This window comes from Vibrio sp. Vb1127, from assembly GCF_033338735.1.
Lineage (GTDB): Bacteria > Pseudomonadota > Gammaproteobacteria > Enterobacterales > Vibrionaceae > Vibrio > Vibrio alginolyticus.
In genome coordinates this window covers 1-18,218 of the sequence record NZ_JAWOTF010000041.1, presented here as the reverse complement: position 1 = coordinate 18,218, position 18,218 = coordinate 1, and the positions used below count along the sequence as shown (strand labels likewise).

The window sequence follows — 18,218 nt, the reverse complement described above, 5'->3', positions numbered from 1 at the left end:
CGGTGAAGTCTGCAGGAACAACAGTGATGCTTACAGGAAGATCACCACGAACATCCACACCTACCACTTCTGCACGACCTTGAATTGCTGCGTATTGAGCCGCATCGAATGCGTCTTTAGGCAGCGCAATACCCGCCGCGATATCTACCGTACCTTTACCTGCTTCAACAGACATTGGCGTTGGTAGTAACGTGGTTGATACGTCTTGTTTTGCTAGATCTTCGTTCTTCTCGAAACGAGACACAGCGCTCGCAAATACGTTGTTGTCATCTGGCGTACGTTTTAGGTTGTTACCCTCAAGGCCAGTCACGAAAGATGCAACGTCTTCTGTGTTAAGAGAAGCGATCATCTTAGGCTCTGCATTTGGTGCAGCAACGAAAGCGCCTGGCATGAAGTCAGTTTCAAATAGCTGCCAGTATTCAGCAACAAGAGGAAGCACAACCTCTTCACCCGCAGCAAAACCATCAAACTTATCTGTTGGTTCTAGTTTGTGTAGATCACCCGTTACGCGAGAGATTTTAAACTGTTCGTTTTCAACATCCAGAATCAGACGAATGCTATGGAAGTAAATAGCCCAATCTTTTGAGTCAACCGCTTCACCTTGGTTAACCAGCGTCATGTTTACCTTGTTACAAGACGCCCACTCAGCCCCTAAGTCCTGACAAGCAAGACCTTCGTTTGCACCGTGGTTAGTCAACACTTGGTATTGAATATCAAGATTATTAGCCAACGAATTTACAACTTGTTGTTCAGAGCTTTGCAGCGCAGAGCAACCTGCTAATGTAGTGATAACAGAAACAGCAATCAGACTAGGTTTAAACATCTTACTTCCCCAAAAAAGTCAGTGGTTCAAAACGACAATGATAAAAATCTCGGCCCCTCAAATGCGAGGTGCCTAACCGTTACATTCAACATACAACCTGTTATTTCTAAGCGTAAAATAAATAGAAATAGGAAGTGATCCAGCTCAAAAAATGACACTCAGCAAAAACAATAAAAACCTAATTTTCATGGAGTTACAATACACGTCAAAATCGAACAACTTGTTTTGACGAGTTTGCTGCGATCTAGGTCACTTATATTCATGAGTTACGACTGATTTTGTAAGATTTGGATCACGCCTAATTATTTTGTGAACCATTAGTAAGCGAATTACCTATTTACCTTTCGTGAAGTGACTCTCATTTATTCGTCGTCAAAACTCGTCAATATTTTTAGAAATGACGATTTTGTCGAATGCCCCACTGGAGAAATTGCACTTAACCTCACGCTATTTTGCGTATACAGTTTAAAGGTATCTTATCTGAGGACCATTCTATGTTTCGTCTCTTGACGCTCATATCATCTCTACTTGTTACTTTAACGCCTTTTTCATCTTATGCAGAGCCACAGCATTGGTTAGCGAAAAAAGGGGAAACCGAACTTATGATTATTGGCTCGGTACATGTGGGGGATAAAACGATGTACCCACTCCCTAGAACGGTCATCCAGTATTTAAGCCAAAGCGCAGGGTTGATTATTGAAGCAGACGTCAGGAATTCTGAAGGCTTGGTTTACCCACAAACAACCATTCTTTCTAAAGATGTTTTAGACAGAGCTCAACGTCGCCACTTAATTGAAATTGCCCAAGATTTAGGTTTGCCAGAAACTCAACTCCTAAATTCCCCACCTTGGATGGCTGCATTCACCATCCAACTCGCTTTAGTCAACAAACTGGGGTATGTCTCTGATAAAGGGGTCGACATGCACCTAATAGGACTCGCTGATAAAAAGCAAATCCCGGTCATTCCACTAGAGTCAGTGCAATTCCAAATCGATTTAATCGCAGGTCAATCAGAAGGCGGTAAAGAGATACTTCTCTCGTCAATTGAAGAATATGATGGCGGAGAAGAGTTGGTTCAATGCTTGATAGAGAGTTGGAAGAGTGGTGATGGTAGCATGTTGGTCGAAGCCTCTTTGACCGATCATACAACAGAAGAGTTTAACCAAGCCTTTTTATACGAGCGTAATCGAGATTGGGCTAAAAAACTCGACACTGGCAGTGTTCTGCCTCAACAATCGGGTCGCTTCACCGTTGTTGTTGGTGGCTTGCATTTAGTAGGTAAAGATAACCTGATTGAACTGCTTAAAAATCGGGGATTTAACATCAAACCACTGGGTAAGACGCGCCAAGCAAATTGTGATATCTAGTGATTGTTTGAAAAATGCCATTTAAATACAATTATTTAAATACAACCATTTAAAAATTCATTCAAACTTTCTTATAAAACGCCGTTAAGCTAAGTGGATACAAAACAACTCATATGAAATTTAAATATTTATTCCTATACACGATTGGAATTATGCTCACTTCTTCGCTGTCTTATGCTAAACCGCCATGCAACGTAGAAGCTTTTCAAGCTATTGATATAACTCCGGAAGTAAAAGGCGGTGTTTTAGATAAAGAGAGTGGTCAATTTCTTATTACCGAAAAACCAATGATGCGTTGCGCGAACATCACGTTTTCAACAGCCCACACTCGAAATCCCGTTGCACATATGATGAACCAAGGCTTTGAAGCGGTTTACTATGATGGAAATACAAGCAAATCTCACTCAGTAACGTTTGATGAAGACGATTTAAAAGCGGGTTACGTCAAGATTGGTCCAAATCACCCAAAGACCGCTTATGTCTGCTTCACTACTTCTGAAACTCCTATCAATACTATCTCGTGTGACATCAAGTAATAAATTTACTCACTCTAAAAAATGAAAAGGCCCTACATTTCTGTAGAGCCTTCCTCTCAATACGTGTCGGTGAAGTGCCATATTCGAACATCAGGCGAACCCCAATTTGATTCGATACTATTGAAGTCTAAAATTACTAGCGCTAAAAACGACGAAAGCCTGCTCATTGAGCAGGCTTTCTAAAAATGGTCGGTGAAGAGGGATTCGAACCCCCGACCCTCTGGTCCCAAACCAGATGCGCTACCAAGCTGCGCTATTCACCGAGATGTTTAACTGAGGAATTGTCCCCGTCAACGAATGCGTATATTACGGATTCTGAACTGTGGCGCAAGTGCTTTTTACAAAAAAACCTTAGGTCTTAATTCGTTTGATGAATAACTGAACACTAGCACGTAAAATGTGACTGATAACTCACAACAAAATACAGTTTATTAACCTTAGCAACATAATTGATCCAGATCAGTGTGCAACAAGACACCGCCATTTAGTTTATTCCTGTCGGGAACATCTTGGAGGAAACGTATGGACTTTTGGCTTGATCTCCTATTTGGTAATGCAGTGGGTCTATCGTCAATGATAGTAATTTTTGGGGCAATTGGTCTGATGTTATTTTACGGCGGTTTCTTCATATACAAGATCATGAACGACAAATCTCCTCACTAGATCTCGCTTAGCTCTAGAAACGCTTTGCACCGGAGTCGGTTACTTGCCTACTCCGGTTTTTTATTTGATCTCAATGCACCACTCATTGATATAATCCTATTATTCTTCCCTGTTCTTAATGAGATTACTGCTATGTCTCACGACGACGATTTTGATCTATTTCAACAGATGATGGGCGATGTAAAGCCAATCACTCAAGACACCACCGAACACAAAAAAGTACACCAAGTAACAGAAGCACAGCTCGCAAAACGCGAAGCAGCAATCTGGTTAACGGAAGATGACCCAGAATACCTATCACTTGATCACGCTGAAATGCTCAAGCCAGAGGACTTTGTTGAGTTCAAACGTGATGGTGTACAGGACGGGGTTTACCGCAAACTTCGCCTTGGTAAGTATCCAATCCAAGCTCGCTTGGATTTGCACCGTAAAACATTGAAAAAAGCACGTGATGAAGTCGTGACGTTTTTAAAGCAATGCCTATCAATGGACATTAGAACGGTCGTTATCGTCCATGGTCGAGGAGAACGCTCAAATCCACCTGCAATGATGAAAAGCTTTGTTAGCAGTTGGCTACGACAAATAAAGGAAGTCCAATGCGTCCATAGTGCGCAACGCTTTCACGGTGGAACTGGAGCCGTTTACGTCCTACTTAGAAAAAGTGCGGAAAAGAAATTAGAAACCCGCGAACGTCACCAAAAACGGTTAGGCTAAATTTCACCCTAATGCTAGAATGCCCGCCCTTATTCTTCCTTCCCCTTAAAGGAAGGGAGCTTCATTCGCCGTTGTGAAACGTTAGGAGACAAAAATGTCACAAGACAACGCTAAACGATTAAATAAATTCATCAGTGAAACGGGGTTTTGCTCACGCCGTGAAGCAGACAGACTGATTGAGCAAGGCCGTGTCACCATTAATGGCAACAAACCTGAAATGGGGACAAAAGTGCTACCTGGTGATGATGTTTGTGTGGATGGTAAGCCAGTGGCAGCAAAAGAGAAGCCGATTTATATCGCTCTCAATAAACCAACAGGCATCACCTGTACAACTGAGAGAGACGTCCCTGGAAACATCGTTGATTTCATCGGCCACCAAAAACGTATCTTTCCGATCGGCCGCTTAGACAAACCCTCTGATGGTCTGATCTTTTTGACCAACGATGGCGACATCGTGAACAAAATCCTTCGCGCAGGCAACAGCCACGAAAAAGAGTACGTCGTACGCGTGGACAAGCCAATTACAGGCGAGTTTCTCAAACAGATGTCGAGTGGCGTTAAGATTCTCGACACAGTCACCCTACCTTGTAAGGTAACGAAAGAAACTAAATTCTCTTTCCGTATTGTGCTCACTCAAGGACTTAACCGTCAGATCCGTCGCATGTGTGAAGCGCTGGGCTATGAAGTATTCAAGCTGCGTCGCGTACGCATCATGAATATCTCTCTTGATGGTATTCCCAATGGGAAATGGCGTTATCTAAGTGACGAAGAAGTGGCAGAGATCCTAGCAATGTGTGAAGGCTCGGTAGGTACAGAAGAAGCATCAAAAACAGACTCTAGAGGTCGCAACATTCGTAAAGCGACCGACGCGAAGCTGTTTGATAGCCGTGAAGAAAACCAAGATTCTACTGCTCGTCGTAACCAGAAGACACGAACTTTCCGCGGTAACAATGCTGATGAATTCCGTCATGCACCAAACTCGAAAAAAGGTCAACAAAAGCGTCGTCAGCGTGATGATGAAGGCGGACGTCCAGCTAAAGAACATTACAAAGCGAAATCACAAGGTGAACGCAGCAGACCGCAAGGCGAGCATGGTAAATCGCACCGTAAACCAGATGCATCGAGCAATACGCATTCAGCAAACAAGCCTCAATCACTGAGTAAGCCTAAGCAGCATTACATGAACCCAAATGCCGCGAAACCAAGCAAACCAGCTAAACGCACTGGTGGTACATTGAGTCTGAAGAAGTAACGCTTCACTGACAGGCAAGATCAAAAAAGGACGCTCATGAGCGTCCTTTTTATTTGTCATGAGTTTACAAACAAAGAGGTGCAAACTGACCACGAGTTAAGCTCAGCAAATCTCTCGGGGCTAACTCAATTTCTAAACCACGTTTACCAGCACTCACACAGATTTTGTCTTGCTCTGCTGCGCTTTCGTGCAAAAAAGTAGGTAAGGCTTTCTTCTGCCCTAGTGGGCTAATTCCACCAACGACATAACCTGTGGTCTTTTGGGCGATTTCCGGATCAGCCATATCGGCCTTTTTGCCCTTCGCTGCTTTCGCCGCCAGTTTTAGGTTCAGCTTTTGATCAACAGGGATAATCGCAACCGCAAGGTTCTTTGGCTCCCCGTTCAAGCAGAACAGCAAGGTTTTAAATACTGTTTTCGGATCCTGCCCCAGTACTTCAGCAGCCTCCAAGCCATAACTATCGGCTCTAGGGTCATGCTCATACTGATGAATCGTGTGTGGAATTTTTTTCTTTTTCGCAAGATTAATGGCCGGAGTCATCAAGATTCTCCTCATAAAAACAAAAAGCGCAGATTGAATTGGATCTGCGCTTTTAGTTAATGATATCAGCGAGTTTGAGTCAATCGCTTTTTCTCTGTTGGGTTACTGATCAATCGCCGTATCAACTAAATACGTGATTTCACCTGAAGGGGCATACTCATTAACATCAATAGGGCTATGTGTTTCTAAATAATCCTTCAAAACCTCAGCATCGGTAAAACCTGTATTTACATACCCTGGATGATCGTCGATTTTAGGGTAACCATCTCCACCAGCAGCATTATAGCTTGGTACGGTAAAGCGGTAATTACCATCTAAGCGAAGTTGCTTATTACCAATGAACACATTGGTTACCTCACCATTATTGATACTCATCGCAATGCCGGCAAACTGCGCGTAAGCTCCAGAGTCGACAGGTTTAGTTGCAACGACATTTAGGAAATCCAATACTTCTTTGCCCGTCATATCAACGTAAGAGACCATATTGCCAAATGGCTGAACAGTCAGCACATCTTTGTAGGTAATCTCACCTGCTGCAATCGAATCGCGAACGCCGCCAGAATTCATTACGGCGAAATCTGCTTTCGCACGTTCCATGTGAGCCGTTGCAATTAATCGACCTAAGTTTGTTTGCTGGTAACGAACCACATTGCGGTCACCCTCAAGCTTACCGTTAGATTCTGCAATCTTCACGTTTAGTTTGCCCTGACCTTTTTCTTGATAAGGACGAAGAAACTCAAGCATCATTTCGTCTTGTTTAATCTCATCTTGGATCAAGACTCGTTGCGACTGACCATCAACTTTAACTTTCTTTTTCAAGTTTACAGGGATTAGATCGTAGCTCACCATCGAGAGTTCGCCATTACGAAACTCGTAATCGGCGCGTCCCACATATTTCCCCCACTCATGTGCCTGAACAATAAAGGTACCATTTTGTTTATCGGGCTGACATTCATCACCTGGTTTAAAGTTCTTTTTGATAACGTTTGGACCTTCCATGCACACAGGTTCTTGTGAGTGTCCTCCAACGATCATGTCGAGATCGCCGTCATTCAAATAACGAGCTAACGCCACATCGCCAGGAGCATTGATGCCTCTATTACCATTTTCATAGTGTCCCATATGCGTGACAGCAAAAATCAGATCTGGATACTCTGTCTCTTTCAGTTCTGCAATCAACTTCTTGGCTTCTTCTTTTGGGTCACGGAAGTCAATTTGTTCAATGAATTCAGGGTTGCCAAGTTTCGCTGTGTCTTCGGTTGTAAGGCCAATGACCGCAATTTTAATGCCCTGCTTTTTAAACATCGCGTATGGTTGGAATAAACGCTTGCCAGTATTTTTATCGTAAATATTGGCAGACAACATCGGAAAGTTTGCCCACTCTTGCTGCTTGAATAGCACATCCAATGGATTATCAAACTCATGATTACCTAGAGCCATCGCATCGTAACCAATTTTGCTCATGCCTTTAAAGTCCGGCTCGGCATCTTGTAAATCAGACTCAGGTACTCCTGTGTTGATGTCACCACCAGAAAGCAATAACACGCTCCCCCCCTCAGCCTGTATTTCTTCGCGCAAATCATCGATTAACGTTTTACGCGCCGCCATGCCATATTCACCGTATCGATTTTGCCAAAAGCGACCATGATGATCGTTAGTGTGCAATACGGTCAATTTATAGGTTGTATCGGCATTCCATTCTGGTACAGGTTGCGTAGCACACCCAGCTAACGAGGCCAAGATAGCGGCACTCAAAACAGTTTTGATCATCAGACGCTGATTCATTTATTTACCTTTTTCTTATTGGGATTACTGACGCACATTTTAAGCATTGGATCTATTTGAAAACCACGTGCACCCTAACACATTGATTTAATAATTATGATGCATTGTTTAGCAATAACAAATTCATCAGTAACAAGTTTGAGAATTCACGGCTTTTCAGATAAAAAAATAGCCAACATCGGTTGGCTATAGTATTTGTTACCACCAGTCATCTGGCGTTTACTTGATATCTATATCTGCAAAGCTCTTGATCAGATCATCAAGCGATTTCATTTGTGCTAAGAATGGCTCTAACTTGTCTAGAGGCAGTGCAGATGGGCCATCACAACGCGCTTGGTCTGGGTTTGGGTGCGCTTCGATAAATAGACCTGCGATGCCTGTCGCTAGACCCGCTTTAGCAAGCTCAACTGTCTGCTCACGACGGCCGCCAGATGCTGCGCCTGATGGGTCACGCATTTGTAGTGAGTGCGTTACGTCAAAGATGATTGGGCTACCTTTCGAAGCATTTTTCATCACACCAAAACCAAGCATGTCTACAACTAGGTTATCGTAACCGTGGCAAGAACCGCGCTCACATAGGATGATCTTGTCGTTACCGCATTCTGCGAACTTCTCAACGATGTTACCCACTTGACCAGGGCTCATAAATTGAGGTTTCTTCACGTTGATAACCGCACCTGTTTTAGCCATAGCTTCAACAAGGTCAGTTTGACGAGCTAGGAATGCAGGAAGCTGAATAACGTCTACCACGTCAGCGACAGGTTGAGCTTGTGCTTCAGTGTGAACGTCCGTGATGATCTTTACACCAAAAGTGTCTTTCAGCTCCTGAAAGATTTTCATACCTTCTTCCAGACCTGGACCACGGTATGAATGAACAGAACTGCGGTTTGCTTTGTCAAACGACGCCTTAAATACGTAAGGAATACCAAGTTTTTCCGTTACTTTTACGTAGTGCTCACAGATCTGCATCGCAAGATCACGAGACTCAAGAACGTTCATACCTGCAAATAGGGTGAATGGCTTGTCGTTAGCAACCTGAATGTCGCCGATATTAACGATTTTCTGTTCCATTTTGATTCTCTTTTTCTGTCCACGATACGCCACAGTTCGGCACATCGATAAAATTAGTGAAGTGTGACGTGCGTTTCACTCATCACATTAACTTGTGATTTTAGTAGCTCAGAAGCCGGATCGTCAGGGCATTGGTCAATAAAGTACTGAAAATCTGATACCGCTACTTGAGGGCACTCTAGCTGTTGGAAAATAAAACCACGGTCACGAATTTCGTATGGATCATCTGGCACAAACGTTAGAGCAAGATTCGTACAACGTAATGCCAACGTATAATGCTCTTCACGCAACATCGCACTTTTAATCAATGCCAACCAGCGACCAATAATTGTTGGGTTGTCAGCTTCCTCAAAATGTTCAGGCTTTAGCTGAGCTAGCGGTCCTTCCTGGCCAATAAGCCAAGCTTGAAGAATCCTTTCACCTACATACTCACCATTAAATGGATTGATGTAGTCTGGCTTCTTATGCATCCAGTCGACTTTTAACAAGAACTGAGTAGGGAAAGTAACTCCCTTCAGCGGGAAACCCAGCTTTTTGCCTAGGTATAACAAAATCGAACCTAAGCTCACAGGAATACCTTTTCTGCGCTCCAACACTTTATCGATGAAGCTGTTGTCCGAAATAAAGTATTCCTGCTCGTCGCCTTTGAATCCCCACTCGTGGAAAAACAGTCGTAGGAATGCATCAAATCGTTGCTCTTCATCGGTTTCATGAACAAGCGTGGCTTCTGCATCTTTGTAAAGACGCTCTAACTCTTGTTTCGCCCAATGTACTTTGGTTTCTGGGTTAATCGCTTTGTTTAGCTCAAGCGCACCTTCCACCAACGGTATATTGTCAAAATCTTCGTCAAAAAACTCTAACATGACGTCTATCCAAATAACGTAGGGCTCTTAGACACAGCAATGTTTGCAGCCATGACCAACCAACCTAATGCGCCGAAAAAGCCAAATATCTTCAGTAGGTTGTTTTTCGCAAGTTTCAATGAGAAGAATCCAAGCGCAATGTACGCCAGTACGCAGGTGATTTTGTTTGTTAACCACGGTGCGGCATCGGTAAACGGGATGAAACCCGTAATGAAAATAAGCGCGATACCTGACACTAGCAATGCAGTATCAACGATGTGGGGAAACACTTTCAAAAAGCGATTATTTCGCTTCGGTGAGTTCATCATCATTAACACGAATCGGATCGATAGTAGCGTCGCGCTGAGAGCGATCGTCACTAAGTGTATGTGTTTTAGAGCTACGTACATTTTTCTTCTCTTTTTAGTTAGTGTTTGCTGACTTCCATGATTAACTGGCCAGACAACCAAGCGTTACTCGATCGTTACCGCCATAATCTTTTTCCGTAGCGACCTGTTGGTAACCAAAGCCACGCATTATCTCACGCACCGCCTCACCTTGATCATAACCATGTTCAAATGCCAGCCAACCGCCCACTTCAAGATACTGACGAGCAAGATCCGAGATATGACGAATATCAGCTAAGCCATTCTCTTTAGCAACTAATGCAGATTTTGGCTCAAAGCGCACATCACCTTGGGATAAATGTGGATCTTTTTCATCAATATATGGCGGGTTGGAGACAATTAAAGCAAACTTCGTACCTTCTGTAATAGGCTCAAACCAACTGCCTTGAGCAAAGGTCACATTTTTGATGTTTAGCTGCTCAGCATTGTACTCTGCAAGTGCTTTCGCTTCTTGTTTGAGATCTACGCCCATCACTTGACGTTTTGGCATTTCAGATGCGAGTGCGATAGCAATTGCCCCCGTCCCCGTTCCAAGATCTAAAATAGGCCCAGTTTGCTCGTAGGTCTTATCGAGTGCAACCTCGACCAAACGTTCTGTATCCGGTCTTGGGATCAAGGTAGAGGGAGAAACTTTGAACGGTAAAGACCAAAACTCTCGCTCACCAATAATATAAGCGACGGGTTCACCAGTTAAACGTCGTTCAAGTAGAGCGTCAAACTGAGATTTTTGCTCTGCTTCTAACGCTTTTTCTGGCCAGGTCAGCAGGTAAGTTCGTGGTTTGCCAAGGACATGGCAAAGGAGTACAGCTGCATCGAGAGAAGGCGACTCTTTGCCGCCTTCTGCCAGTTTCGCCGTCGCACTTTTCAGTGCTTGCTCAATCGATTGAACTTGGCTCATCGATTAGCCGTTCTCTGCGAGCGCCGCAAGTTGGTCTGCTTGGTGCTCTTGAATCACAGGATCAATCAAGCTTTGCAGGTCACCTTCCATCACTTCGTTCAAACGATAGATGGTTAGGTTGATACGGTGATCAGACACACGACCTTGTGGGTAGTTGTAGGTACGAATACGGTCACTACGGTCACCAGAACCTAGAAGGTTACGACGTGTATCAGACACTTCTGCGGCACGACGCTCTTCTTCCGCTTGAACGATACGAGCAGCAAGAACCGCCATTGCTTTCGCTTTGTTCTTGTGCTGTGAACGCTCATCCTGACACTCTACTACCGTACCCGTTGGTAAGTGGGTAATACGGATTGCAGAATCCGTGGTGTTAACGTGCTGACCACCCGCGCCAGATGCACGGAACGTATCGATTTTCAGGTCTGCTGCTTTGATTTCTGGCAGATCCGCTTCAGGGATTTCCGCCATTACTGCTACTGTACAAGCAGAAGTATGCACACGACCTTGAGACTCTGTTGCTGGAACACGCTGTACACGGTGACCGCCTGACTCAAACTTCAGTACGCCGTACGCACCGTCGCCGCTCACTTTTGCGATCATCTCTTTGTAACCACCGTGCTCAGCCTCGTTTGAAGACATGACTTCGATGCGCCAGCCACGCTTTTCTGCGTACTTGCTGTACATACGGAATAGATCACCCGCGAAGATACCCGCTTCGTCGCCACCCGCACCTGCACGAATTTCTAGGAAACAGTTACGATCATCGTTCGGATCTTTTGGCAGAAGAAGAATCTGTAACTCATCAGTAAGACGCTCAATCGTCGCTTTCGCTTCTTTGATTTCTTCTTGCGCCATTTCACGCATTTCTTCGTCGTCTTCGTTTGCCATCTCTTCAGCGGCGACAAGATCTTCTTGTGCTTGTTGATAAGCTTGGAAGCACTTGGTTACTTCTTCTAGCTGAGAGTACTCTCTTGATAGAGCACGGAATTTGTCCTGATTTCCAATTACATCAGGATCACCAAGAAGATGTTGAACTTCTTCGTAACGTTCTACTAGCGTTTCTAGCTTAGTCAGAATAGAGGCTTTCATAGTGTCGTTTTCTTAATAAAAAGCGTGAGTTATAGATCATCCAAGCCAAGTGTTTGGCGGATAATCGTTAATTTTGCTGGTTCGCCTTGCTCTGCTGCACTTTGCAATGCGCGAGTTGGAGCGTGAATCAGTTTGTTGGTGAGTTTATTACTCAGCTCGCGCAGCACTTTCTCCGGATCTGCGCCTGCCGCTAAAGATTGCAAACTTTTGCTCAGTAACTCTTCACGAATTTCGTTGGCTGATTTGCGATAGTCGCGAATACTATCGACGGCTTGCAGTGAACGCAACCATGTCATAAATGCAGCGCTTTCTTCACTAACAATCGCTTCAGCTTGAATCGCTTCGACTTTACGCTGCTCAATGTTGCTGTCGATGATAGATTGCAAGTCATCAACAGAATACAGATATGCGTCGTTCAGTTCACCGACTTCCGACTCTACATCTCGCGGCACCGCAATATCGACCAACAAGATAGGTTGATGCCGGCGCTGCTTTAGAGCCGTTTCGACCATACCTTTGCCAATAATAGGCAATGGGCTCGCCGTTGAGCTAATCACAATATCCGCTTTCGCCAAATGTTCAGGAATTTCGTTCAAACTGATCACTTCTGCGCCAAATTGGTCCGCTAAGCCTTGCGCGCGCTCTTTAGTGCGGTTCGCGACAATCATTTTTGTGCAACCGTTGGACGCTAAATGCTTCGCGACCAATTCAATCGTCTCGCCCGCACCAACTAAAAGCACGGTTGAATCTGATAACGACTCAAAAATATGTTTTGCCAGTGTACATGCCGCATAAGCCACGGACACGGCATTACCACCAATATCTGTCTCTGTTCTTACCCGTTTGGCGACTGAGAACGTCTTTTGAAACAGTTTATCAATCGAGGCATCGACAGCTTGATGATCTCGCGAGTCAGAAAATGCTTGCTTTACCTGCCCCAAAATTTGAGGCTCACCCAACACCAGAGAGTCAAGACCGCACGATACGCGCATCAAATGCTTTATTGCAGCTTGTTCTTCATGAACATACAAACTCGGCATTAAATCTTCGCGGCTCACTTGATGAAATTGAGCAAGCCAATCGATCAACTTGTTTCGCGCTCCTTGCTTAACATCGCAGTACAACTCAGTTCGGTTACAGGTTGAAACAATCACACTGCCGTTAACCGCTTCGTGCTCTCTAAGTTGCTCGAGTGCAAGGCCGAGTTTATCCGGACCAAACGCCACCTTCTCTCGCAAGTCGACAGACGCTGTATTGTGATTAATTCCAATAGCAAGCAAGGACATCTAACGTGGTATCTCTGGGATAGGTTATAAAATAGGTCCAGAATTTTACTGTAAGCACGCATTTATTGAAAGGGTAAGCCGGATTTGTTTTCCTAAGTGCGACTTTTCAATGCTATAGTTGTGAGCGATTCCCGATGAAACTGATTAATAAGCCATCAAACATGACGTTACGCTCCTTTATTCTTTTTTTCTTGTCGAGCTTACTGCTCGCTGGTTGTTCGTCCGTTCCTGAAAGTGTTACCAGCGTTGAATGGCAAGCTCATGAGCAGCGACTCGAAACCATCCAAGATTTTCAAGCAACGGGGAAACTTGGTTATATTGGCCCAGACCAAAGACAAAATTTAAACTTCTACTGGAAACATTCTTCAGCACTAAGCCAGTTGCGTTTAACAACGATTCTCGGACAAACGGCATTAAAGCTCACCATCACCCCACAAGGCGCCACAGTAGAAACTTACGATGATCAGGTCCTTTCTTCTCGCAGTGCTAACCAGCTGATTTACCGTCTTACAGGGTTAATGATGCCCGTCGAGCACATGCCTGACTGGCTATTAGGTCTACCTACCGATGCCGACAAATTCCAACTGTCTCCAACCAATACACTGCAAGCGTTAAACAAACAAATTGGTTTAAATGATTGGAGTATCGCTTATCAACGATATGGCGACGTTCAATGGCATGAACAGTCTCTCCCTCTGCCAAATAAGCTGAAACTCACCACAGCTGATGTCAAAATAAATCTAGTGATCACAAAATGGAACATCACCCAATGATTGAACTTTCAACACGCTGGCCATCACCAGCGAAATTGAATCTCTTTCTATATATCAACGGCCGTACAGAGAATGGCTACCACGAGTTACAAACCTTATTCCAATTCGTCGATCACGGCGATGAGCTCACCATTCAAGCGAACCATTCTGGTGATATTACGATTTCTCCAGAGATAGAAGGTGTGCCTCTTCAAGACAATTTAATTTGGAAAGCAGCAACCGCGCTTCAAGCTTACTCAAACTGCCCTTTTGGCGCGCATATTGAGCTACAGAAAGTGCTGCCTATGGGTGGAGGCATTGGTGGGGGCTCATCGAATGCAGCTACAGCATTAGTGGCACTGAATTACTTATGGCAACTGAATCTAACTGACGACGAACTGGCTGAAATAGGTTTAAAACTAGGCGCAGACGTGCCCGTATTTGTGCGCGGATTTGCAGCTTTTGCTGAAGGTGTTGGTGAAAAACTCTCTCCTGCTTATCCCGAAGAAAAGTGGTATTTAGTCGTCAGACCGAATGTATCTATCGCAACCGTCGACGTTTTTTGTCATTCAGATCTAACGCGAAACACCCCAAAACGAGATCTAGAAACACTTTTAAATACGCCAAGCGTAAACGATTGCGAAAAAATTGTACGAATGCTCTACCCAGAGGTTGATAAGCAACTTTCTTGGCTGCTACAATACGCGCCGTCAAGATTGACGGGGACAGGATCTTGCGTTTTTGCTGAATTTTCGAGCAAATCTGAAGCAGAAACTATCCTTGCACAACTCTCTGATAAAGTCTCGGCATTTGTCGCTCAAGGGCGCAATATTTCGCCATTAAAAGAGACTTTGGCTGAATACCAATCAGCCTCACACCGACCTATTTAAACTGGACGCAAACCCGAGGTTTCCACCGTGCCTGATATGAAGCTATTTGCTGGTAACGCAACACCTGAACTAGCCCAACGTATTGCTGATCGTCTTTACATCTCTCTTGGTGATGCATCTGTTTCTCGCTTTTCTGATGGCGAAGTTGCAGTTCAAATCAATGAGAATGTTCGTGGTAGCGATGTTTTCATCATTCAATCCACTTGTGCACCGACTAACGACAACCTAATGGAATTGGTTGTTATGATTGATGCAATGCGCCGTGCTTCAGCAGGCCGTATCACTGCAGTTATCCCTTACTTCGGCTACGCTCGCCAAGACCGTCGTGTACGTTCTGCGCGTGTGCCAATTACTGCAAAAGTTGTTGCTGATTTCCTATCTAACGTTGGTGTTGACCGCGTTCTAACTATCGACCTACACGCAGAGCAAATTCAAGGCTTCTTCGATGTACCTGTAGACAACATCTTCGGCACGCCAGTGCTACTTGAAGATATGCAGGCTCGCGGTCTAGATAACCCTGTAGTGGTATCTCCTGACCTAGGTGGCGTTGTTCGTGCTCGTGCAACAGCAAAAGCACTAGGCGACATCGACATCGCAATCGTAGATAAGCGTCGTCCACGTGCAAACGTTTCTGAAGTAATGAACCTAATCGGTGATGTTGAAGGTCGTGACTGTGTGATCGTTGATGACATGATCGACACAGGTGGCACACTATGTAAAGCAGCTGAAGCACTAAAAGAGCGCGGTGCTAAGCGTGTATTCGCTTACGCTACTCACGCAGTATTCTCAGGCAACGCTGCGGATAACATCAAGAACTCAGTTCTTGACCAAGTTATCGTAACTGACTCTATCTCTCTGTCTAAAGAGATGGCTGCAACAGGTAAAGTGACAACACTAAGCCTATCTCGCATGCTGGCTGAAGCGATTCGTCGTATCAGCAACGAAGAGTCAATCTCTGCAATGTTCAACTAATACGAACATTTCAGTTACACTGATTTCAAAAGCACCCCTCTTTGGGGTGTTTTTTTATTTGTACTGATAACTAGAAAATCCCTTGGTCGCCCACCGCGAGTTTTCTGTGCTATCATACTGCGCTTTTTGAGATTCCAGAGAGATCCTAACCTTGAGTCAACAAATCAAACTTCTTGTTGGTCTTGCTAATCCAGGACCAGAATACGCCAGAACTCGTCACAATGCGGGCGCTTGGGTTGTAGAAGAATTAGCACGCGTTCACAACGTTACACTGAAGAACGAACCAAAGTTTTTTGGTCTAACAGGACGCATTATGGTCAATGGCCAGGATCTCCGTTTGCTTATCCCAACCACCTTCATGAATCTATCAGGTAAATCGATCGCAGCGCTTGCGAAATTTTATCAAATTAAACCTGAAGAGATCATGGTTGCTCATGACGAGCTAGACTTACCGCCAGGTGTCGCTAAGTTTAAAAAAGGTGGGGGTCACGGTGGACACAACGGTCTGCGTGACACCATTAGCAAACTGGGCAATAACAAAGATTTTTATCGTCTTCGTATTGGCATTGGTCATCCGGGACACAAAGATAAAGTGGCGGGTTTTGTATTAGGTAAAGCGCCAGCTAAAGAGCAAGAGCTTTTAGATGCAGCAGCTGATGAGGCTGTTCGTTGTCTAGATATCCTGATTAAGGATGGCCTATCTAAAGCACAAAATCGCCTCCACACGTTCAAAGCTGAATAAGGTTACTATCATGGGTTTTAAATGTGGCATCGTTGGTCTACCTAACGTAGGTAAATCAACTCTGTTCAACGCACTAACTAAAGCGGGTATCGAAGCAGCAAACTTCCCGTTCTGTACCATTGAACCAAACACTGGTGTGGTTCCTGTGCCAGATCTACGTCTAGACGCACTAGCTAAGATCGTTAACCCACAGAGAGTTCTTCCAACGACGATGGAGTTCGTGGACATCGCTGGTCTTGTTGCTGGTGCATCACGTGGTGAAGGTTTAGGTAACAAATTCCTAGCTAACATCCGTGAAACAGACGCGATTGGCCACGTTGTACGCTGTTTTGAAAACGAAAACATTGTTCACGTTTCAGGTAAAGTTTCACCTATCGAAGATATCGAAGTGATCAACCTTGAACTTGCAATGGCTGACCTTGATTCTTGTGAGCGAGCGATTCAACGTAACGCGAAGAAGGCAAAAGGCGGCGATAAAGACGCAAAATTTGAACTAACCGTACTAGAAAAACTGTTACCAGTACTAACTGAAGGCGGCATGGCACGCACAGTTGAGCTATCTAAAGAAGAGTTAGCAGCAATCGGCTACCTAAACTTCCTAACACTGAAGCCAACTATGTACATTGCAAACGTAAACGAAGATGGCTTCGAAAATAACCCATATCTAGATGCGGTTCGTGAGTTCGCAGAAAAAGAAAACAATGTCGTTGTACCTGTATGTGCAGCTATCGAATCTGAACTATCTGAACTAGAAGATGAAGATCGCGAAGAATTCCTAGCAGATATGGGGATCGAAGAGCCGGGCCTGAACCGTGTAATTCGCTCTGGTTACGAACTACTGACTCTACACACCTACTTCACAGCAGGTGTTAAAGAAGTACGTGCTTGGACAATCCCTGTTGGTGCAACTGCGCCTCAGGCGGCAGGTAAGATCCACACTGACTTCGAGAAAGGCTTTATTCGTGCAGAAGTAGTCGGTTACGACGATTTCATCCAATTCAATGGTGAAAATGGCGCAAAAGACGCAGGTAAATGGCGTCTAGAAGGTAAAGACTACATCGTAAAAGATGGCGATGTTGTACACTTCCGCTTCAATGTTTAATTAAATGAATGAATTCTAAACACTTCATTTACACTAAAAGCCAGCTGTTAAGCTGGCTTTTTTAATACCTTAAGTAAATGAACAAAAATAAATTACGCAACTGCAAGCTAATTTATTTCCAGTTTTAGATCATAAACACGCCTCTTTGTTTAAAAAGGAAGCGAACGAGGTTTTTTCCGAAATTTATTAAAAAAAACTGTTGACGGATCTCACTCAACTTCGCATAATGCGCGCCGTTCCCAACGACAAGGCAACAAAGCGTTGAAAACAAAAAATATGGTTTTGGCTACGTAGCTCAGCTGGTTAGAGCACATCACTCATAATGATGGGGTCACAGGTTCGAATCCCGTCGTAGCCACCATGAACAACGTTATTTAGGTTTTTACCAATTACCTTGATAACTACAGAATAAGTTGCGGAAGTGGCGGAATTGGTAGACGCACCAGATTTAGGTTCTGGCGCCGCAAGGTGTGAGAGTTCAAGTCT

19 protein-coding genes and 2 tRNA genes are annotated in these 18,218 nt (G+C 44.3%); 11 read left to right on the top strand and 10 right to left on the bottom strand.

Annotated elements, in window-relative coordinates:
• A partial coding sequence (locus R7H07_RS23310) for a carbohydate-binding domain-containing protein (protein ID WP_318128320.1) occupies window positions 1–823 on the bottom strand: 823 nt, incomplete at its 3' end.
• A 494-nt stretch (window positions 824–1,317) separates the two neighbouring features.
• Here R7H07_RS23310 and R7H07_RS23305 point away from each other — a divergent pair.
• Both R7H07_RS23305 and R7H07_RS23300 read left to right on the top strand, forming a co-directional pair.
• On the top strand, window positions 1,318–2,190 hold the full coding sequence (locus tag R7H07_RS23305) for a TraB/GumN family protein (RefSeq protein ID WP_064353689.1): 873 nt from the start codon (window positions 1,318–1,320) through the stop codon (window positions 2,188–2,190).
• Between the two features lie 152 nt (window positions 2,191–2,342).
• Entirely contained in the window at window positions 2,343–2,726 is a 384-nt protein-coding gene (locus R7H07_RS23300; RefSeq protein WP_373920873.1) for a hypothetical protein, read from the top strand.
• A gap of 186 nt (window positions 2,727–2,912) precedes the next feature.
• On the opposite strand, the gene R7H07_RS23295 is transcribed toward R7H07_RS23300, so the two are convergent.
• Window positions 2,913–2,989: transfer RNA gene (locus R7H07_RS23295), tRNA-Pro, on the bottom strand.
• A 259-nt stretch (window positions 2,990–3,248) separates the two neighbouring features.
• On the opposite strand from R7H07_RS23295, the gene R7H07_RS23290 reads away from it, so the two are divergent.
• From R7H07_RS23290 to rluF, 3 genes are all read left to right on the top strand, one after another.
• Window positions 3,249–3,389, top strand: coding sequence for a DUF3149 domain-containing protein (locus R7H07_RS23290; RefSeq protein WP_005382236.1), 141 nt, complete (start codon window positions 3,249–3,251; stop codon window positions 3,387–3,389).
• Window positions 3,390–3,521: 132 nt separating this feature from the next.
• Window positions 3,522–4,103 carry a DNA endonuclease SmrA gene (gene smrA / locus R7H07_RS23285; RefSeq protein WP_169608370.1) on the top strand — a complete coding sequence of 194 codons (582 nt, stop codon included), beginning with the start codon at window positions 3,522–3,524 and terminating at the stop codon, window positions 4,101–4,103.
• A gap of 94 nt (window positions 4,104–4,197) precedes the next feature.
• Window positions 4,198–5,355: a 23S rRNA pseudouridine(2604) synthase RluF gene (rluF, locus tag R7H07_RS23280; protein WP_017634839.1), complete on the top strand. Its 1,158-nt coding sequence runs from the start codon at window positions 4,198–4,200 to the stop codon at window positions 5,353–5,355.
• Window positions 5,356–5,419: 64 nt separating this feature from the next.
• On the opposite strand, the gene ybaK is transcribed toward rluF, so the two are convergent.
• From ybaK to hemA, 8 genes are all read right to left on the bottom strand, one after another.
• Window positions 5,420–5,893 carry a Cys-tRNA(Pro) deacylase gene (gene ybaK, locus R7H07_RS23275; protein WP_005384092.1) on the bottom strand — a complete coding sequence of 158 codons (474 nt, stop codon included), beginning with the start codon at window positions 5,891–5,893 and terminating at the stop codon, window positions 5,420–5,422.
• A 102-nt stretch (window positions 5,894–5,995) separates the two neighbouring features.
• Entirely contained in the window at window positions 5,996–7,678 is a 1,683-nt protein-coding gene (gene ushA / locus R7H07_RS23270) for a bifunctional UDP-sugar hydrolase/5'-nucleotidase UshA (RefSeq protein ID WP_206960070.1), read from the bottom strand.
• Between the two features lie 219 nt (window positions 7,679–7,897).
• The gene (kdsA, locus tag R7H07_RS23265) at window positions 7,898–8,749 is read right to left on the bottom strand and encodes a 3-deoxy-8-phosphooctulonate synthase (RefSeq protein ID WP_005384095.1); all 852 of its coding nucleotides are present in this window, start codon (window positions 8,747–8,749) and stop codon (window positions 7,898–7,900) included.
• Between the two features lie 53 nt (window positions 8,750–8,802).
• Window positions 8,803–9,612, bottom strand: a complete 810-nt coding sequence (locus R7H07_RS23260) for a SirB1 family protein (protein ID WP_005384098.1) — start codon at window positions 9,610–9,612, stop codon at window positions 8,803–8,805.
• Between the two features lie 5 nt (window positions 9,613–9,617).
• Window positions 9,618–10,001, bottom strand: a complete 384-nt coding sequence (locus R7H07_RS23255) for a SirB2 family protein (RefSeq protein ID WP_005382225.1) — start codon at window positions 9,999–10,001, stop codon at window positions 9,618–9,620.
• Window positions 10,002–10,041: 40 nt separating this feature from the next.
• Window positions 10,042–10,896 carry a peptide chain release factor N(5)-glutamine methyltransferase gene (gene prmC, locus R7H07_RS23250; RefSeq protein ID WP_017634841.1) on the bottom strand — a complete coding sequence of 285 codons (855 nt, stop codon included), beginning with the start codon at window positions 10,894–10,896 and terminating at the stop codon, window positions 10,042–10,044.
• A gap of 3 nt (window positions 10,897–10,899) precedes the next feature.
• Window positions 10,900–11,988, bottom strand: a complete 1,089-nt coding sequence (prfA, locus tag R7H07_RS23245; RefSeq protein ID WP_005382222.1) for a peptide chain release factor 1 — start codon at window positions 11,986–11,988, stop codon at window positions 10,900–10,902.
• A gap of 29 nt (window positions 11,989–12,017) precedes the next feature.
• The gene (hemA, locus tag R7H07_RS23240; RefSeq protein WP_171343381.1) at window positions 12,018–13,274 is read right to left on the bottom strand and encodes a glutamyl-tRNA reductase; all 1,257 of its coding nucleotides are present in this window, start codon (window positions 13,272–13,274) and stop codon (window positions 12,018–12,020) included.
• Between the two features lie 134 nt (window positions 13,275–13,408).
• Between hemA and lolB the strand changes: the two genes are divergently transcribed.
• From lolB to R7H07_RS23210, 6 genes are all read left to right on the top strand, one after another.
• A complete protein-coding gene (gene lolB, locus R7H07_RS23235) occupies window positions 13,409–14,047 on the top strand; it encodes a lipoprotein insertase outer membrane protein LolB (RefSeq protein ID WP_085570134.1) in 639 nt (212 codons plus the stop codon).
• Window positions 14,044–14,916: a 4-(cytidine 5'-diphospho)-2-C-methyl-D-erythritol kinase gene (gene ispE, locus R7H07_RS23230; protein ID WP_206960068.1), complete on the top strand. Its 873-nt coding sequence runs from the start codon at window positions 14,044–14,046 to the stop codon at window positions 14,914–14,916. Before lolB ends, ispE begins: the two co-directional genes overlap by 4 nt.
• Before the next feature lie 27 nt (window positions 14,917–14,943).
• Window positions 14,944–15,888, top strand: a complete 945-nt coding sequence (locus R7H07_RS23225) for a ribose-phosphate pyrophosphokinase (RefSeq protein ID WP_005393176.1) — start codon at window positions 14,944–14,946, stop codon at window positions 15,886–15,888.
• 151 nt (window positions 15,889–16,039) lie between these two features.
• A complete protein-coding gene (gene pth, locus R7H07_RS23220; protein WP_005384112.1) occupies window positions 16,040–16,630 on the top strand; it encodes an aminoacyl-tRNA hydrolase in 591 nt (196 codons plus the stop codon).
• 10 nt (window positions 16,631–16,640) lie between these two features.
• The gene (gene ychF / locus R7H07_RS23215) at window positions 16,641–17,732 is read left to right on the top strand and encodes a redox-regulated ATPase YchF (protein WP_005393178.1); all 1,092 of its coding nucleotides are present in this window, start codon (window positions 16,641–16,643) and stop codon (window positions 17,730–17,732) included.
• A gap of 284 nt (window positions 17,733–18,016) precedes the next feature.
• Window positions 18,017–18,093, top strand: a tRNA-Met gene (locus R7H07_RS23210).
• Window positions 18,094–18,218: the final 125 nt, after the last annotated feature.

Coding starts and splice junctions, on each gene's coding strand:
- R7H07_RS23305 (WP_064353689.1), top strand. CDS start 1,318: ATGTTTCGTCTCTTGACGCTCATATCATCTCTACTTGTTACTTTAACG.
- R7H07_RS23300 (WP_373920873.1), top strand. CDS start 2,343: ATGCTCACTTCTTCGCTGTCTTATGCTAAACCGCCATGCAACGTAGAA.
- R7H07_RS23290 (WP_005382236.1), top strand. CDS start 3,249: ATGGACTTTTGGCTTGATCTCCTATTTGGTAATGCAGTGGGTCTATCG.
- smrA (WP_169608370.1), top strand. CDS start 3,522: ATGTCTCACGACGACGATTTTGATCTATTTCAACAGATGATGGGCGAT.
- rluF (WP_017634839.1), top strand. CDS start 4,198: ATGTCACAAGACAACGCTAAACGATTAAATAAATTCATCAGTGAAACG.
- ybaK (WP_005384092.1), bottom strand. CDS start 5,893: ATGACTCCGGCCATTAATCTTGCGAAAAAGAAAAAAATTCCACACACG.
- ushA (WP_206960070.1), bottom strand. CDS start 7,678: ATGAATCAGCGTCTGATGATCAAAACTGTTTTGAGTGCCGCTATCTTG.
- kdsA (WP_005384095.1), bottom strand. CDS start 8,749: ATGGAACAGAAAATCGTTAATATCGGCGACATTCAGGTTGCTAACGAC.
- R7H07_RS23260 (WP_005384098.1), bottom strand. CDS start 9,612: ATGTTAGAGTTTTTTGACGAAGATTTTGACAATATACCGTTGGTGGAA.
- R7H07_RS23255 (WP_005382225.1), bottom strand. CDS start 10,001: ATGTACGTAGCTCTAAAACACATACACTTAGTGACGATCGCTCTCAGC.
- prmC (WP_017634841.1), bottom strand. CDS start 10,896: ATGAGCCAAGTTCAATCGATTGAGCAAGCACTGAAAAGTGCGACGGCG.
- prfA (WP_005382222.1), bottom strand. CDS start 11,988: ATGAAAGCCTCTATTCTGACTAAGCTAGAAACGCTAGTAGAACGTTAC.
- hemA (WP_171343381.1), bottom strand. CDS start 13,274: ATGTCCTTGCTTGCTATTGGAATTAATCACAATACAGCGTCTGTCGAC.
- lolB (WP_085570134.1), top strand. CDS start 13,409: ATGAAACTGATTAATAAGCCATCAAACATGACGTTACGCTCCTTTATT.
- ispE (WP_206960068.1), top strand. CDS start 14,044: ATGATTGAACTTTCAACACGCTGGCCATCACCAGCGAAATTGAATCTC.
- ychF (WP_005393178.1), top strand. CDS start 16,641: ATGGGTTTTAAATGTGGCATCGTTGGTCTACCTAACGTAGGTAAATCA.